Raw genomic sequence first — 17209 nt, forward strand, 5'->3', positions numbered from 1 at the left:
CTTTCCGTTGACGGCGTATGAGGCCGCTGCATAATCCTTAAATCGGAATCGATTTGAAGAGTATGCGGCAAATTGAAAGTGCTACAGCGTCCTTTGCGCGTCTGAAGACGCGCGGCGCTGGAGGGGATAGCCTCGGCGCGAGTGTCGGGCGCAGCTTCAGGAGTGAGATCGTGACGGATAGACTGGTGATCATCGGCGCGGGACAGGCCGGTTTCGCATTGGCGGCCAAGCTGCGTGCGTTGAAGGACACGCGCCCGATCACCCTTATCGGCGCGGAGGACGTGGCGCCCTATCAGCGCCCGCCGCTTTCGAAGAAATACCTGCTCGGCGAAATGGCATTCGACCGTCTGCTGTTCCGCGCCGAGCACTGGTATGCCGACAACGATGTCGACCTTCGCCTTTCGACCTGGGCCGAGCAGATCAAGCCTGACACCAAGCAGGTTCTCCTGCAGGACGGCTCCGTTCTCGATTACGGCACGCTGGCGCTGGCCACCGGCTCGACGCCGCGCCGGCTGCCGGCCGCAATCGGCGGTGATCTCGAAGGTGTCTATGTCGCCCGCGACAAGCGCGATGCCGATCTGCTCGCCGAAGAGATGCGTCCCGGTCGCCGCGTCCTCATCATCGGTGGCGGTTATATCGGTCTCGAGGCGGCCGCCGTCGCCCGCCATCGCGGCCTTGAGGTGACCGTCATCGAGATGGCCGACCGTATCCTGCAGCGCGTCGCGGCGAAGGAGACCGCCGACATCATGCGCGGGATCCATGAAAGCCATGACGTGGTGATTCGGGAAAAGACAGGGCTCAAGCATCTGATCGGCACGGATGGCCGCGTCACCGGCGCCGCACTTTCCGACGGTTCGGTCATCGATATCGACTTCGCCGTCGTCGGCATCGGCGTCGCGCCGAACGACCAGCTCGCCAAGGAAGCCGGCCTCGAAGTCGCCAACGGCATTGTCGTCGACGAATTCGCCCGCACCTCCGATCCGTCGATCTTTGCCGCCGGCGATTGCGCCGCCCTTCCCTGGCAGGGCGGCCGCATCAGGCTCGAATCGGTGCAGAACGCCGTCGACCAGGCCGAAGCGGCGGCAGCGGTCATCGCCGGTGGCAGCGAGCCCTATGAGCCGAAGCCATGGTTCTGGTCCGATCAGTATGACGTCAAGCTGCAGATCGCCGGCTTCAATCTCGGTTATGATGAGACGCTGCTGCGCCCCGGCGCCCGCGAAGGCGCCCACTCCGTCTGGTACTTCAGGGATGGCCTGCTGATTGCCGTCGATGCGATAAACGACGCGAAAGCCTATGTGACCGGAAAGAAACTGCTGGAATCCGGGATCAATCCCGATAGATCGATTCTCGCCGACCCCTCTGCCGACCTCAAGAGCCTGCTCGGCTAAATCAGCACCTGTTGTCGCAGGGGATTGGCGCCGGCGGTAACGCCGTCCTGGATTCGCTGATCCTGCCGGAGGCCGGGCGGCAAGGCTCGGCGTCTTTCGCCAAGACAACGAAGCGCGATTAATTTCTTCTGATCACGGCAGGAAATGCCGTTCTGTTTGCGCAGCCAGCCGAAAGGCTGCCTGCTGTATTTCTTCTGGTGAAAATTCAAAAAACTCTTGCATTCACAGGCCGGTCACCATAGTTAGGCCGCACCGGAGAGGTGGCCGAGTGGTCGAAGGCGCTCCCCTGCTAAGGGAGTATACGTCAAAAGCGTATCGTGGGTTCGAATCCCATCTTCTCCGCCATTCCGATTTTCCAAGAGTCTGCCGCTTCTTAGTTCCTGCCAGGAATCATATTCGCTTCGTCGATTACAGCGCCGCGCGTCTTTTCAGGCGGACAATGGACGCTGAAGCGACTTTGAGTCGCTGCGTAATTCCTTAAATCGGTTCCCGGTTTTATTGAATGATGCAGCGGGGCTTTGCGGCCACGCGACGGGAAGGTCTCTCCGCCTCGAGCGAGAGAATCGCTTTGCGGGAATCACTTCCCGCGCCCTGCATCGGCAGGTGACGAAAGCGGATTGGTGCACCTCCGGTTACGCTTCCCAGCGCTACGGTATCCCAGAAAGAACCGGATTTTGTCAAAAAAGTGTCGCGAATGTGTCACAAAGCGCATGTCCAATTCTTTGTCGATCAGAGCTAAGCAGCCGCAAAATCAGGGTTTTCTTAACAAAGCATAAAGGAAATCGGGGCTGGTTGCCCGACTTGTGTCCTTTCAGCAACAGAATGTCGGGAAGGCTCCCGCAAACCCCCCATCCGAGTAAGTTGGTGATTGCGTGACGGCTTCCGTCTTGTATTTTCAGCGTCGGAAGCAAGGGCGACTGATCGTCCACTTCTTGAAACACGGGGATGGGGCAGGGAACGCTGCTCAGCGAAAGATCCCAAACCCGATCGAAACTTTGAATTGGAGGTCATTTATGAACATCAAGAGCCTTCTTCTCGGCTCCGCTGCTGCTCTCGCAGTAGTTTCCGGTGCTCAGGCTGCTGACGCTATCGTTGCTGCCGAGCCGGAACCGGTTGAATACGTCCGCGTTTGCGACGCTTACGGCACCGGCTATTTCTACATCCCGGGCACCGAAACCTGCCTCAAGATCAACGGTTACGTCCGTTTCCAGGTTAACGTCGGCGAAGATGTCGGCGGCGACTCTGACTGGGATGCCTTCAGCCGTGGTCAGGTTCAGTTCACGGCCAAGAGCGACACCGAATACGGTCCGCTGACCGGCGTCATCGTCATGCAGTTCAATGCTGACAACGCCACCGATCAGGGTGCCAAGCTCGACTCCGCTTACCTCGACATCGCCGGCTTCCGCGCTGGTCTGTTCTACAGCTGGTGGGACGATGGCCTCTCTGGCGAAACCGACGATATCGGCTCTCCGGTCACCCTGCATAACTCCATCCGTTATCAGTACGAAACCTCTGACTTCTACGCTGGCATCAGCGTCGATGAACTCGAAGACGGCTTCTACAAGACGGACGAAGAAGCCAACAACGTTGGTGTTGCAGTCGGTCTCGGCGGCAAGGCTGGCGCGTTCAGCTACCAGATCACTGCCGGCTACGACGTCGACAACGAAGAAGGTGCTGTCCGTGCAATGGGTACGGTTGACATCGGTCCCGGCACGCTCGGCCTCGCTGCCGTATACGCTACCGGCCCGAGCTCCTACTACACCAAGGCTGAATGGGCTGTTGCTGCCGAATACGCAATCAAGGCAACCGACAAGCTCAAGATCACCCCTGGCGTCCAGTACTACAGCGACTACTACGTTTCTGGCGACGACTTCGGCAACGGCGATGCCTGGAAGGCCGGTCTGACGGTTGATTACCAGATCGTCGACAACTTCTACGCCAAGGCTTCGGTTCAGTACCTCGATCCGGAAGATGCTGACGACTCCACGACGGGCTACTTCCGCCTGCAGCGTGCGTTCTAATCTGACCAGATTAGGCAATACGGAAAGCCCGGCTCTTGAGCCGGGCTTTCTGCTTTTGGTCACTGTCTCGATAGATGGAGATCAAAGCGCTTATCGGCAATTGGCGAGAAAAGCCTGAATCATTGCGGGGATGCTGCCGAGATGGAGGAGCGGTGCATGCCCTTGCTTCGCCGCGGTGTGCAGAACCAGTCCGGAATGGCGGCGTGCCATTTCGTCGGCCGTCTGCTTTGAGAGCAGCGACGTATTCTCGCCGCGGATCAACATGAGCGGCAACCGGCTCAGGCTTTCGAATTGCTCCCACAGATCGGGTAGCGGCTGGCTGAAATCGACCGATTTGAGTGCATCTGCGATCGCCGGATCGAAATCGGCGACCGGCCTTCCCCCGACGTCGCGATAAAGCGCAAGCGCCATCTCGCGCCAGTCTTCCCCCGCAAGTGCGGTAAACGACGCCCCATGATTTTCCTTCAATATATCGGCCGCCTCGCTCCACTCCGCCGGCTGCCTGCCATTGTTGAGGTAATCTCGGATTCGTGCCAGCCCTTCAGCTTCGATCACAGGCCCGATATCGTTGAGGATGACGGCTTCGAGGAGAGCCGGACGCGTCGCTGCGATCAGATGCAGGATCAGCCCGCCGCGCGATGTGCCGATGAAGATCGCCCGCTCGAAGCCGAGCGCCGCGCAGGCGGCTATGACGTCGCCGGCTTCGACGGCGAGATTGTAGTTCGCCTTATTCTCGTCCCATGCCGAGTTTCCCCGGCCGCGCGAATCGAGTGCGATGACCCTGCGCGGCGATGTTCTGTCGCGGGAGAGAAGCAGCGCCAGCCGATGAAAATCCCGCGTATTGCGGGTCAGCCCGGGCAGGCAGATTACCGGCAGCCGTCCGCCTGTTAGGGCCTCGTCGGGCCGGTAGTCGCGGGCATAAAGCCTCAGCCCGTCGGAAGATGTGTAAAACCGTTCCTGGAAATCGCCTGCGTAAGTATCCGGCATCGCATCCCCTCGAGATCTGTTGATCCCGAAGATGTAGCCTGCTTTGCGAGCCGCACCAAACGGCTTCAGGAGGCGCTGCGTCCGCCGATCAGGTCGCGTTCGATATCGGTCGGCTGGCCAAGGCGGGCCTTGTAGACTTCGTAATTCTCCATCACCCGCTGCACGTAGTTGCGCGTTTCGGGGAAGGGGATGCGCTCGATCCAGTCGACGATCTCGTCGATCGGCCTGCCGCGCGGATCGCCGTAGCGGCCGATCCATTCCGGCACCCGCTTCGGCCCGGCATTGTAGGCAATGAAGGTGAGGATATAGGAGCCGCCAAAGGCGTCGATCTGCTCGCCGAGATAATGTGCGCCGAGCGTCGCGTTATAGCCGGCATCGGCCGTCAGCTTGTCTTTGGAATAGGTAATATTGTGGCGCTTGGCCACCGCCTGGGCTGTTCCCGGCAGAAGCTGCAGCAGGCCGCGCGCATTCGCCGCCGAAACGGCGGCCGGGTTGAAGGCGCTTTCCTGCCGGGCGATGGCATAGGCGAGTGCCTTGCCGGAGCCTGATATATTGGCGTTCGCTGGGATCACGCCGACCGGAAAGGCCAGCGCTGCGACATCGATGCCGCGCCCGTAAGCGATCTTGCCGATCTGCAACGAGAGATGATGATCGCCGGATTGCTCGGCCTTTGCTGCAAGGACGGCCAATTCACCGGGGCTCTGCAGCTGATCGGCGAGCGCGAGATAGAGAATATCGGCCCGCCATCCATGGCCTGCGGCTTCCAGCCGGGCGATCGCCTGCACGGCTTCGCGCGCCTGGAAGCGTTGCCGGTCGGCCGTGCTCGGAGAGGGATAGGCGACGTTCAGCGTCTTTCGCCCCAGCCGTTCGGCCGCGAGCTGACCGTAGAAGGTGCCGGGAAAATTCGCGGCTTTCGTATAGAATTCACTGGATTGGCCGGGGCCGCCGGCCTCCGCTGCCCGGCCCAGCCAATACCAGGCGCGTGAAACCGAGATCGGCCCGTTTGATGTCTGGAGGATCTTGCGGAAGTGTCTTTCCGCCGTTGTCGGGTCCTGCAGGCCGCGAAGCGCGTACCATCCGGCATGGAACTCGGCCTCGACGATATCCGTCGGGCTTGTTGCGGCGTAGTTTGCGACGATGCGATAGGCGGGCTTGAATTGCCCCTGGTCGACCAGGCCGCGGCTGATGATCCGCTGCTCGTTCCACCACTCGCCGGAATTGACGAGTTCGCTGCGCTCGGGTGGCATCTGCTCCAGCAGCGCTGCCGCTTCGGCATATTTGTCCTGCTTGCGCAGATATTCGATCCGGGCAAACAGCAGGCCGGCATCGCCGCGCCATCTCGCATCGACGGCGTTAAGCAGGGCGCCGGCATTGGCTGCTTTGGCGTCGACGGCAGCCCAGGCCTTGTAGAGCGACTGCGCCTGGCCCATGTCGCCGAAGCGCTTGGCCTGCGCCACCCGGCCGCGATACATCAGATAGTCCATCCGCGCCTTATGGTCGGCAGGCGTCAGCAGCGCGGAAAACTCGATGAGGATCTTGTCCTCCGTCGCCTTGTCGAGAGCCTCTCCACGCCAGACCTTGCGGATATATTTTGCTGCCTGCGCCTGCTTGCCTGTCGCAACCAGCGCCCGGCCGAGGATGACGGCGCCCTGCATCGTCTCAGGCGCAGTATCGCCGAAGGCGGCGAGCACGGCGGAAGGGGCGGGATTTTCGTCATAGAGCGCGCGCTCGGAATAGGCGCGCAGCCGCGAAAGACCCGGCCAACCCTTGAGCTCCTGCGCGGCGCTGGCGATTTCATAGGAGGGAACGCCCTTCAATCCAGAAACGGCGATCGCCCAGGTGAGGATATGGCGGTCAAGCGTATCGTCGCGCATGCTGTCGCGGATCGAAAGCGCCAGCTGCGGGTCCTTGTCGGAAAGCGCGTCGAGGCCGGTTTTCAGGTCGCTGTTGACAGGCGCCACTGCCGGATTGCGCGGGATGGCGCCTGTTGTGATCGCCTCCGGTATGGATGTCTCGGGGATGAAGCCGAGCGGCTTGACATCAGGCATGGCAGCGCTCTCGCCGGGAAGCGGCGACGCAACGCTGCCCCACGCGGCGGCAATGAAGCCGAAGGCGGACAGAATCAGGACAGCTTTCTTCATCCGGGATCTCGCACCGAAAACACGCCCTGCCATTAGGCTAGAGGCATCTTAACGAAACCTTACCGTACCAGGTAAAATTCATTCACATCTGCTATCGGAATTTGCCCTAAACCGAACTCTCCGCGCTTGTCGCGATGATTTCGGCGCTCTATGGTGCGCAACTCTTATTCATGGAATGCGGCCGAAGCAAGGATTTGGTCGTGAGGAGCTTTGCATGTTCAATGGGTCCATTCCCGCCCTCGTCACCCCCTTCACCGACGCCGGACTGATCGACGAAGATAGTTTCGCCGCTCATGTCGACTGGCAGATCAAGGAAGGCAGCGCCGGTCTCGTTCCGGTCGGCACGACGGGCGAATCCCCGACGCTGTCGCATGCCGAACACAAGCGGGTCGTGGAACTTTGCATCGAGGTTGCCGCAAAACGCGTCCCCGTCATGGCCGGCGCCGGCTCGAACAATACGCGAGAGGCGATCGAGCTTGCCCAGCATGCCGAAAAGGTCGGTGCGAACGCCGTTCTGGTCGTCACTCCCTATTACAACAAGCCGACGCAGAAGGGTTTGATCGCGCATTTTTCGGCGATCGCCGAGGCCGTCGATCTGCCGATCTATATCTATAACATCCCCGGCCGCTCGGTGGTCGACATGACGCCGGAAACGATGGGGGCGCTCGCCAAGGCGCACAGCAATATCGTCGGCGTCAAGGATGCAACGGGTAAGATCGAGCGCGTCTCCGAACAGCGCATCACCTGCGGCACGGATTTCCGGCAACTGTCCGGCGAGGATGCGACGGCGCTCGGCTTCAACGCCCATGGCGGTGTCGGCTGTATTTCGGTAACGGCCAATGTCGCCCCGCGGCTCTGCGCCGAGTTCCAGGCGGCGACGCTCGCAGGCGATTATGCCCGCGCCCTGGAATATCAGGATCGGCTGATGCCGCTGCACAAGGCGATCTTCCTCGAGCCGGGTCTTTGCGGCGCCAAATACGGGCTCTCCAGGCTTGGCCGCATGAGCCGCAACGTCCGCTCGCCGCTGCTTTCGACGCTGGAGCCGGCCACGGAAACGGCGATCGACGCCGCGCTGCGCCATGCCGGCCTGCTGAACTGAAAAGACCGGCCATCTTCACAAGGCCGGGTCGCTCCCTTACATAAAGGGCAAGCCCTCAGATAGAGGTCGGGAATGAGGGCGCGGCTTTTCGCGCTCTAAATGAATGGAATGTCGTCATGGCCCCCAAAGGCAGCCAGCGCGTGGTGAACAAGGTCGTGGCCGAAAACCGCAAGGCCCGCTTCAACTACGAGATCATCGATACCTACGAGGCCGGCCTCGTGCTGATGGGCACGGAGGTCAAATCGCTGCGCGAGGGCAAGGCCAATATCGCCGAATCCTATGCCTCGGATGAGGGGGGCGAGATCTGGCTGATCAATTCCTATCTGCCGGAATATCTGCAGGCCAACCGCTTCAATCACGAACCGCGCCGACGCCGCAAGCTGCTGCTGTCGGGCCGTGAGATTCATCGCCTGCGTTCTGCCGTCAACCGTGAAGGCATGACGCTGATCCCGCTGAAGATCTATTTCAACGATCGCGGTCGGGCGAAGATGGAACTGGCGCTCGCCAAGGGTAAAAAATTGCATGACAAGCGCGAGTCGGAGAAAGAACGCGATTGGAACCGGCAGAAGAGCCGCCTGCTGAAGGACAATGGCTGATCTAAGATCGGCCGCTGTCGTTCAGCACGCATGCCAAAGCATGGCGATGCGCGAAGGCAGCTGCCGTGCCGCTGAGCTTCGCAGCTCCGCTTCGAGATGGTGGAGAGATCACTCCTCGAAATCGCTGGCCGGGACGACTTCGACCGGACGTGGCGCCCGCTCGGAAGGATCACGACCGATTTCAGCCTTCAAAGACAAGAGATCGATGAAATGATCGGCCTGCCGACGCAGGTCGTCGGCGATCATCGGCGGTTGCGTCGCCATGGTTGAGATCACCGAGACCTTGCGGCCTCTGCGCTGCAGCGCCTCGACCAGATTGGTGAAATCACCGTCGCCGGAGAAGATGACAAGATGATCGACCGTTTCGGACTGTTCCATGGCGTCGATCGCAAGCTCGATGTCCATGTTGCCCTTGATCTTTCGGCGACCCATGGAATCTGTGAATTCCTTGGCGGGCTTGGTGACGACTTTGTAGCCGTTGTAGTCGAGCCAGTCGATCAGCGGCCGGATCGATGAATATTCCTGATCCTCGATCAGAGCGGTATAATAATAAGCGCGCAGCAGATAACCGCGTTTCTGGAATGCTTTCAACAGTTTGCGGTAATCTATGTCGAAGCCGAGGCTCTTGGATGCAGCGTAGAGGTTGGCGCCGTCAATGAAGAGTGCAATTTTTTCGCGTGGGTCAAACATCGCTTACCAATCCAATGAGAGCAATCGAAATCCGCAGGTGACAAACTTCAATAAAAACAATACCTTGCGTTTCTATTTCGCTTTGATCCTTACTTTATGAATTATTCATATATGAAAGATTTAGGGCACGATTCGGCATATTCCAAGCAACCTTCGGTGGAATTATGACATTCTCCATGGAAATTTAGCTCAGTCGCGGATAAAGACGAGGGGCGCCGGAATGAAAAACTTGTATTTGCCCGGTTTTAATTGTATCGGGCGTGCTAATCCCGAAATGACGACCGCAAAGGACAGGCAATGGCCCGTGTCACAGTTGAAGATTGCATCGACAAGGTGGAGAACCGCTTCGAGCTGGTTCTGCTCGCCAGCCACCGCGCCCGGCTGATTTCCCAGGGTGCCTCGATCACCATCGATCGCGACAATGACAAGAATCCTGTCGTGGCCCTGCGCGAAATCGCCGACGAGACGCTTTCACCCGATGACCTCAAGGAAGATCTGATCCATTCGCTGCAGAAGCATGTCGAAGTCGACGAGCCCGAGCCCGATCCGGCAAGCATGATCGCCGCCGGCGGCGTCGCCGCAGCCGACAGCGAGGAGCAGGACGACCTGCCGGAGACGATCACTTTCGACCAGATGTCGGAAGAAGAGCTGCTAGCCGGCATCGAAGGCCTGGTGCCGCCGGAAAAGAGCGACGACTACTAAGCGCATAGGCCGGATCCCGGTCACATCGGTCAGATGTGATACCGAAACAGCTTCATGCGATGCAAAAGAGCGATGATTACCAATCGTCAATCTTGCGCCTTTATTGCTTAGGCATATTATTGCCCATGTGTGCGCCAATCGTTGATTGGCGCGCTTTTATTTTTATCGGAGTGGCTTTGGAATGATGCGGCAGTACGAGCTCGTGGAGCGGGTTCAGCAATACAAGCCCGATGCCAATGAAGCACTGCTGAACAAAGCCTATGTCTACGCCATGCAGAAGCATGGCCAGCAAAAGCGCGCGAGCGGCGATCCCTATATTTCTCATCCGCTCGAAGTCGCCGCCATCCTCACCGACATGCACCTCGATGAATCGACGATCGCGGTTGCCCTTCTGCACGACACGATCGAGGATACGACGGCGACGCGCGCCGAGATCGACGAACTGTTCGGCGAGGATATCGGCCGCCTGGTCGAGGGGCTGACGAAGATCAAGAAGCTCGATCTCGTCACCAAGAAGGCCAAGCAGGCGGAAAACCTGCGCAAGCTGCTGCTCGCCATATCCGATGATGTGCGTGTGCTGCTCGTCAAGCTTGCCGATCGCCTGCACAATATGCGCACCCTCGATCACATGTCGGCCGACAAGCGCGCCCGCATCTCCGAGGAGACGATGGAAATCTATGCGCCGCTGGCCGGCCGCATGGGCATGCAGGACATGCGTGAGGAACTCGAGGAACTCTCCTTCCGGCATATGAACCCGGAAGCCTACGAGACCGTCACCAAAAGGCTGGAAGAGCTTTCGAAGCGCAACGAGGGCATCGTCAAGAAGATCGAGGCCGAACTGCGCGACCTGCTGGTCGCAAGCGGGTTGACGAGCGCCTATGTCAAGGGCCGACAGAAGAAGCCCTATTCGGTCTTTCGCAAGATGCAGTCGAAGTCTCTTTCCTTCGAGCAGCTTTCCGATGTCTACGGCTTCCGCCTGATCGTCGAGGACATCCCGTCCTGCTATCGGGCGCTCGGCATCGTCCACACGCGCTGGCGCGTCGTGCCCGGCCGCTTCAAGGACTATATTTCGACGCCAAAGCAGAATGATTACCGGTCGCTGCACACCACCATCGTCGGTCCGTCCAGCCAGCGCATCGAACTGCAGATCCGCACCAAGCGCATGCACGAAATCGCCGAATTCGGCATCGCCGCCCACGCGCTTTACAAGGACGGCGCCACCAATGCCGACGGCGACATCCTTTCGCGCGAATCCAACGCCTATTCCTGGCTGCGCCATACGATCGAGGCGCTCGCCGAGGGCGACAGCCCGGAAGAATTCCTCGAACACACCAAGCTTGAGCTCTTCCAGGATCAGGTCTTCTGCTTCACGCCGAAGGGCAAGCTGATTGCCCTGCCGCGTGGCGCCACCCCGATCGATTTCGCCTATGCGGTGCACACCAATATCGGCGACACCACGGTGGGCGCCAAGATCAACGGCCGTATCATGCCGCTGGTGACGCGGCTTGCCAATGGCGACGAGGTCGAGATCATCCGCTCCGGCGTGCAGGTTCCGCCCGCCGCCTGGGAAGAGATCGTCGTGACCGGCAAGGCGCGCGCCGCCATCCGCCGCGCCACCCGCATGGCGATCCGCAAGCAATATGCCGGCCTCGGTCACCGCATTCTCGAGCGTACCTTCGACAGGGCCGGCAAGATCTTCTCGCGCGAGGCGATGAAGCCGGCGCTGCACCGTCTCGGCCAGAAGGATGTCGAGGATGCGATTGCCGCCGTCGGCCGTGGCGAGATGTCCTCGCTCGATGTGCTGCGCGCCGTCTATCCCGATCATCAGGACGAGCGCGTCACCGTGAAACCATCAGGCGACGACGGCTGGTTCAACGTGCGCAGTGCGGCCGGGATGATCTTCAAGATCCCCGGCAAGACCAAGGCCGGGCCCGACGGCGGCCATTCGGAAGTCGACACGCATGCCGATATCGGTCCGATCCGCGGTCTGTCCGGCAATGTCGACGTCAAGTTCGCGCCGACTGGTGCTGTGCCTGGCGATCGCATCGTCGGCATCATGGACCAGGGCAACGGCATCACCATCTATCCGATCCAGTCGCCGAGCCTGCAGCGCTTCGACGATCAGCCCGACCGCTGGATCGACGTCCGCTGGGATCTCGACGAAGCCAACAAGTCGCGTTTCATGGCGCGCATCATGGTCAATGGGTTGAATGAGCCCGGCACGCTCGCCAAGGTCGCCCAGACGGTCGCAGGCCTCGACGTCAATATTCGCCTTCTGAACACGGTGCGGGTGGCGGCCGATTTCACCGAAATGATGCTCGAGGTCGAGGTCTGGGACTTGCGCCAGCTCAATCAGCTGCTCGCCCAGATGAAGGAACTGGATTGCATCGCCACCGTTCGGCGGCTTTACGAGTAAGCTTTTGTTAAGCCTGTCAGTGGGCTGGGCGAGAGATTGCATATTTTATGATCGTTTTGTGCGCAATGTGGAGCACCAAAAAGGCAAGCAATGCATTAGGCGCATGGCTGTCTCCATGTTGCGGCTGTAGTAATTAACCTGCGCCGGGCCTATCTTCTGATCATCGAAACGCAAACAGAAGATGAGACAAGATAATGTTTGACCCTATCAGGAAAATCGCTCGCGCCTTCCGCGCTCAGACCACGCAGGAACGTGAAATGGCATATCTCAATGGCTCGCTCGATCGTATCGATCTCGAGTTTCGTCAGCGCCAGGTCGACCGCGGTCTATTCCGCAATCGCTAATACTGAGCTTTATACTTGAGGCGAGTGAGGGACGTTTTGCATAACGGACGCCCCTCGGCTGAAGAAGTTCCTCTCCGCTGAGAGAGCTGAGCTGTTTTTCGGGCGGTATCATTTGCCGCTCTTGTCATGGTCATGTGCGCTGCACTAAATACCGGCCATGTTGTTTCGCCGTCGCAAGCCTGCGGGATTCAAGGAAAAGATGCGAGAGCTTTTATGGCCCCGCAAAGGTTTCCTTCGCCCGATCCGTTACCTGACAATGCGCATCCTGCGCCTGAGCGCCTCGCCGCACGCGGTTGCGGCTGGCGTCGCCGCGGGTGTCTTCGTCTCGTGGACGCCGTTCATCGGCGTGCATTTCGTCATGGCCTTCGTCATCACCTATTTCCTCTCCGGCAGCATGGTGGCCGCCGCCCTCGGCTGCGCGGCCTTCGGCAATCCGCTGACCTATCCCTTCATCTGGGGCATCACCTGGGAGATCGGACATCTGCTGCTCAGCCGCGAGGATCATCTGGCCGGTCAGACGGTGGATCTGGCCGCGCTTTTCCATAAGCTGAATTTCACCGAGCTGTGGAAGCCGGTGCTGGAACCGATGCTGGTAGGCGCCATCCCGCCGGCGATCGTCACCTCCGTTGCGCTCTATGCGCTGACGTTCTACACCGTGAAGGGTTTTCAGACGCGCCGCCACATACGGCTGATCGAGCGGGCGCGCCTGCGCCTTGCCAGCCCGGCCGGCGACATGCCGAGCGTTTGAACCCGATCGAGAATTCTCAAGCGACGGAAGGTTCCGGCATGATCATCGGCATTGGCAGCGATCTGATCGACATTCGCCGCATCGAGAAATCCATCGAGCGCTTCGGCGAGCGCTTCACCCATCGCTGCTTCACCGAGGTCGAACGCGCGCGTTCCGACCGCCGCGCAAATCGCGCCGAATCCTATGCCAAGCGTTTCGCCGCCAAGGAGGCCTGTTCCAAAGCACTCGGCACCGGTATCGCCCAGGGCGTTTTCTGGAAGGACATGGGCGTCGTCAACCTGCCGAGCGGCAAGCCGACCATGGTTTTGTCAGGCGCCGCCGCCCTGATCCTCGAATCGCTGCTGCCGGCGGGCCACAAGCCCGCCATTCATTTGACAATAACCGATGATTATCCCTTGGCGCAGGCCTTCGTCATTATCGAGGCGTTGCCCGAGAACCTTTGATCCGGAGTGTTATCGCGACCCCCGTAAGCCTGTAGTCGCGACCTCTCGTCGCTTTTGACGTTGTCGCCATTGCCGCAATCGGCCGAAGCCGCTAGAGAGAACGACAGAAAGAATTGCGCCTCCGCGGCGTCTTGAAGGAATAAGACTGCGTGTCCGAAAAAGTCGAAGCCAAGCCGAACGCCCTCTGGGAAAATATCAAAGTCATCATCCAGGCGCTGATTTTGGCGATGGTGATCCGAACGGTGCTGTTCCAGCCCTTTACCATTCCGTCCGGTTCGATGATGCCGACGCTGCTCGTCGGCGATTATATCTTCGTCAACAAGTTCGCCTACGGCTATTCGAAATATTCGCTGCCCTTCTCCCCCGACATCTTCAGCGGCCGCCTGTTCGGCGCCGATCCGAAGCGTGGCGACATCGTCGTCTTCCGCTTCCCGCCAAACCCTGAGGTTGATTACATCAAGCGCTGCATCGGCCTGCCGGGCGATCACATCCAGGTGACCGACGGCGTGCTCTACGTCAACGGTAAGCCGGTTCCGAAGGTGGCGGACGGGACCTTCACGTCGGATTACAAGCTCGATCCGGGCGCCGATGTGCCGGTGTTCCGCGAAACGCTCGACAGCGGCAAGACCTACGACACGCTCGATCAGTCTCCGGTGTCGCGGGGTGACAACACCCGTGAATTCATCGTGCCGGAAGGCCATTATTTCATGATGGGCGACAACCGCGACAACTCGCTCGACAGCCGGTTCGACGTCGGCTTCGTGCCTGCCGAAAATCTTGTCGGCCGTGCCAGCGTCATCTTCTTCTCGCTCGGCAACGACACCTCCTTCCGAGAAATCTGGAAGTGGCCGACGAACATGCGTTGGGACCGCCTCTTCAAGGTTGTTGAATGAGCAAGGCGCAGACGCTTTCTGCGGCGGACCGCGCAAAGCTTGAAGGCCTGATCGGTCACGACTTCGCCGAAAAGGAACGCCTCGATCGGGCGCTGACCCATGCCAGTGCCCGCACGGAAAAGGGCGGCAATTACGAACGGCTGGAATTCCTCGGCGACAGGGTCCTCGGGCTCTGCATCGCCGAGCTTCTGTTCCGCACCTTCGGCACAGCAGGCGAAGGCGAGCTCTCGGTTCGCCTCAACCAGCTCGTCAGCGCCGAAACCTGCGCAGCGGTCGCCGACGAACTCAATCTTCACCTCTATATCCGCACCGGCGCCGATGTGAAGAAATTGACCGGCAAGCGCATGATGAACGTGCGCGCCGATGTCGTTGAAAGCCTGATCGCCGCGATCTATCTCGACGGCGGCCTTGAGGTCGCCCGCCGGTTCATACTGCGCTATTGGCAGGGCAGGGCGGCGCGGGCCGATGGCGCCAAGCGCGACGCCAAGACCGAGCTGCAGGAATGGTCGCACGCGAAATTCGGTGTCACTCCGATCTACCGGGTTGATGAACGCAGCGGACCGGATCATGATCCGCGTTTCAAGGTGACGGTGGAAGTTGCTGGCATTAAGCCCGAAACCGGCGTAGAGCGGTCGAAGCGTGCCGCCGAACAGGTTGCGGCGACGAAGATGCTTGAGCGCGAAGGCATTTGGCAGCAATCGCCTGCCGGAAACTGACGGGACAATGACACAAGAAGAAGATATCGCGGCCGAAGCTGCCGCAGAAACCAGTGGTCCGACGCATTCGGGCTTCGTCGCGCTGATCGGGCCGACCAATGCCGGCAAGTCGACGTTGGTAAACCGCCTCGTCGGCGCCAAGGTCTCGATCGTCAGCCATAAGGTGCAGACGACGCGGGCGATCGTGCGCGGCATCGCCATCCACGACAATGCCCAGATCGTCTTCATGGACACGCCTGGTATCTTCAAGCCGCGTCGCCGGCTTGACCGCGCCATGGTGACCTCGGCCTGGGGCGGTGCCAAGGATGCCGATCTGATCGTGCTCTTGATCGACAGCGAGCGCGGTCTGCGCGGCGATGCCGAAGCCATCCTCGAAGGCCTCAAGGAGGTCCGGCAGCCGAAGATCCTGTTGCTCAACAAGATCGACCGCGTCAATCGCGAGGATCTGCTGGCGCTGGCCGCTGCCGCCAACGAGAAGATCGCCTTCGAGCGCACCTTCATGATATCGGCCGAAAACGGCTCCGGTTGCGACGACGTCATGGACTATCTGGCGAAGACCCTCCCGGAGGGGCCGTGGTACTATCCGGAAGACCAGATCTCCGATTTGCCGATGCGTCAGCTCGCCGCCGAGATCACCCGCGAAAAACTGTTTCTGCGCCTCCATCAGGAGCTTCCCTATGCCTCGCACGTCGAAACGGAGAAGTGGGAAGAGCGCAAGGACGGCTCGGTGCGGATCGAGCAGGTGATCTATCTCGAGCGCGACAGCCAGAAGAAGATCGCCCTCGGCAAGGGTGGTGAAACCATCAAGGCGATCTCGACTGCCTCCCGCAAGGAACTGTCGGAAATCCTCGAACAGCCGGTCCATCTCTTCCTGTTCGTCAAGGTTCGTGAGAATTGGGGCGATGATCCCGAGCGGTTCCGCGAAATGGGCCTCGATTTCCCGAAATAAAGCATGGCAAAGATTTCATCGGGCACGCGCCAGCCCTTTGTTTTCGCATAAAAAATCTGCCTCGCTCGTGGAACAAATCCGTGGCCTGCGCATTCTTTGATGAGCGGCGCGCCAACGTTGGCGCGCCGGTTTTGCGACGGCAAGGGCAAATATGGCGACGTCGAGACCCATCCATTCTTTCAAGACCCCTTGCGAGCAATGTCCTTTGCGCCCCTTGCCGCATTTCAGGGAGTTCAGCCGCGACGAGTTGGAATTCGTCTCGCGTTTCAAGAGGGGCGAGCTTGCCGTCGATGCCGGCTCCACCATCCTCGTTGAGGGCGCACACAGCGCTCATCTCTTCACGGTGCTTACCGGCTGGGGCTTCCGCTACAAGATGCTGGAGGACGGGCGCCGCCAGATTCTGAATTATATCATGCCGGGCGACCTGATCGGCCTGCAGGGAACGATCGCCGGCGAGATGCAGCACTCCGTTGAAGCGCTTTCGCCCGTTTCCCTGTGTGTCTTCGAGCGTGACCGGTTGATGACGCTCTACAACAAACATGCCTCGCTCGCCTTCGACATCACCTGGATCGCCGCGCGCGAGGAACGCATCCTGGATGAGCATCTCCTGAGCATCGGCCGCCGCACGGCGCTGGAAAGAGCCGCCTACCTGATCGCGTTCCTGTTCGAGCGCGGCCGGAAGCTCAATATCTTCAACGGCCGCAAATTCATCCCCATCACCCAGCAGCACATTGCCGACACGCTTGGTCTTTCCATCGTCCACACCAACAAGACTCTGAAAAAGCTCGCCGAACGTGGGTTGATTCGCTGGCAGGAGCGCGGCTGCGAGGTGCTGAACGGCGAAGAGTTGATGGCGATCGCCGGTTGGGAAGGGCTCGGAGAGGGCAAACGCCCGTTCATCTAAATTCCATTCTCCGCGTCCCGGGCATGCTCTATCGCTTTGTTTTGGCGTTATTGCGCTCGATTTCGATCGCTTGCTACCATCCACATTTGATGGGCAAACTCTCGCATTTCTGTGAGATCGGTCCGCCTGCGACGACAAAACTGCCGGTAGCCGTCTTGGCTTCGCGCAAATC

16 protein-coding genes and 1 tRNA gene are annotated in these 17209 nt (G+C 60.0%); 14 read left to right on the forward strand and 3 right to left on the reverse strand.

Going from position 1 to position 17209, the window contains the following annotated elements; genetic code table 11:
- The first annotated feature begins 170 nt into the window (after positions 1-170).
- The 3 genes from FHT79_RS19665 to FHT79_RS19675 all read left to right on the forward strand — a co-directional run bounded on the left by FHT79_RS19665 (position 171) and on the right by FHT79_RS19675 (position 3409).
- Positions 171-1388 (forward strand): FAD-dependent oxidoreductase, encoded by a 1218-nt coding sequence (locus tag FHT79_RS19665; protein WP_097595014.1) that lies wholly within the window; start codon positions 171-173, stop codon positions 1386-1388.
- Positions 1389-1642: 254 nt separating this feature from the next.
- A tRNA-Ser gene (locus FHT79_RS19670) sits at positions 1643-1733 on the forward strand.
- A gap of 668 nt (positions 1734-2401) precedes the next feature.
- Complete coding sequence (locus FHT79_RS19675) at positions 2402-3409, forward strand: porin (RefSeq protein WP_028758251.1); 1008 nt, start codon at positions 2402-2404, stop codon at positions 3407-3409.
- 90 nt (positions 3410-3499) lie between these two features.
- Here FHT79_RS19675 and FHT79_RS19680 read toward each other — a convergent pair whose 3' ends face one another.
- Positions 3500-4396: an alpha/beta hydrolase gene (locus FHT79_RS19680; protein WP_028758250.1), complete on the reverse strand. Its 897-nt coding sequence runs from the start codon at positions 4394-4396 to the stop codon at positions 3500-3502.
- A 65-nt stretch (positions 4397-4461) separates the two neighbouring features.
- Positions 4462-6537, reverse strand: a complete 2076-nt coding sequence (locus FHT79_RS19685) for a lytic transglycosylase domain-containing protein (protein ID WP_028758249.1) — start codon at positions 6535-6537, stop codon at positions 4462-4464.
- Positions 6538-6751: 214 nt separating this feature from the next.
- Here FHT79_RS19685 and dapA point away from each other — a divergent pair, with 214 nt between their 5' ends.
- Together dapA and smpB are read left to right on the forward strand one after the other, a co-directional pair.
- Positions 6752-7636 (forward strand): 4-hydroxy-tetrahydrodipicolinate synthase, encoded by an 885-nt coding sequence (dapA, locus tag FHT79_RS19690; protein WP_028758248.1) that lies wholly within the window; start codon positions 6752-6754, stop codon positions 7634-7636.
- 116 nt (positions 7637-7752) lie between these two features.
- The gene (smpB, locus tag FHT79_RS19695) at positions 7753-8232 is read left to right on the forward strand and encodes an SsrA-binding protein SmpB (RefSeq protein ID WP_012557117.1); all 480 of its coding nucleotides are present in this window, start codon (positions 7753-7755) and stop codon (positions 8230-8232) included.
- A gap of 108 nt (positions 8233-8340) precedes the next feature.
- Here smpB and FHT79_RS19700 read toward each other — a convergent pair whose 3' ends face one another.
- Positions 8341-8922: an NYN domain-containing protein gene (locus FHT79_RS19700; RefSeq protein WP_028758247.1), complete on the reverse strand. Its 582-nt coding sequence runs from the start codon at positions 8920-8922 to the stop codon at positions 8341-8343.
- A gap of 297 nt (positions 8923-9219) precedes the next feature.
- Between FHT79_RS19700 and rpoZ the strand changes: the two genes are divergently transcribed.
- From rpoZ to FHT79_RS19745, 9 genes are all read left to right on the forward strand, one after another.
- Positions 9220-9624, forward strand: a complete 405-nt coding sequence (gene rpoZ, locus FHT79_RS19705; RefSeq protein WP_003574261.1) for a DNA-directed RNA polymerase subunit omega — start codon at positions 9220-9222, stop codon at positions 9622-9624.
- A 181-nt stretch (positions 9625-9805) separates the two neighbouring features.
- Complete coding sequence (locus FHT79_RS19710) at positions 9806-12040, forward strand: bifunctional (p)ppGpp synthetase/guanosine-3',5'-bis(diphosphate) 3'-pyrophosphohydrolase (protein WP_047616251.1); 2235 nt, start codon at positions 9806-9808, stop codon at positions 12038-12040.
- Between the two features lie 194 nt (positions 12041-12234).
- Positions 12235-12384, forward strand: coding sequence for a DUF3563 family protein (locus tag FHT79_RS19715; protein WP_080759973.1), 150 nt, complete (start codon positions 12235-12237; stop codon positions 12382-12384).
- Positions 12385-12541: 157 nt separating this feature from the next.
- Entirely contained in the window at positions 12542-13132 is a 591-nt protein-coding gene (locus FHT79_RS19720; RefSeq protein ID WP_028759157.1) for a DUF2062 domain-containing protein, read from the forward strand.
- A 38-nt stretch (positions 13133-13170) separates the two neighbouring features.
- Positions 13171-13575 (forward strand): holo-ACP synthase, encoded by a 405-nt coding sequence (gene acpS / locus FHT79_RS19725; RefSeq protein ID WP_028759158.1) that lies wholly within the window; start codon positions 13171-13173, stop codon positions 13573-13575.
- A 149-nt stretch (positions 13576-13724) separates the two neighbouring features.
- Positions 13725-14468, forward strand: a complete 744-nt coding sequence (gene lepB, locus FHT79_RS19730; protein ID WP_028759159.1) for a signal peptidase I — start codon at positions 13725-13727, stop codon at positions 14466-14468.
- Complete coding sequence (gene rnc / locus FHT79_RS19735; protein WP_047616253.1) at positions 14465-15184, forward strand: ribonuclease III; 720 nt, start codon at positions 14465-14467, stop codon at positions 15182-15184. The genes lepB and rnc overlap by 4 nt, the downstream gene beginning before the upstream one ends.
- A gap of 7 nt (positions 15185-15191) precedes the next feature.
- Positions 15192-16133, forward strand: coding sequence for a GTPase Era (gene era / locus FHT79_RS19740; RefSeq protein ID WP_047616255.1), 942 nt, complete (start codon positions 15192-15194; stop codon positions 16131-16133).
- A 151-nt stretch (positions 16134-16284) separates the two neighbouring features.
- Positions 16285-17037, forward strand: a complete 753-nt coding sequence (locus FHT79_RS19745) for a Crp/Fnr family transcriptional regulator (protein ID WP_097595035.1) — start codon at positions 16285-16287, stop codon at positions 17035-17037.
- Positions 17038-17209: the final 172 nt, after the last annotated feature.

This window comes from Rhizobium sp. BK212, from assembly GCF_014197475.1.
In the GTDB taxonomy this organism is placed as follows: Bacteria; Pseudomonadota; Alphaproteobacteria; order Rhizobiales; family Rhizobiaceae; genus Rhizobium; species Rhizobium anhuiense.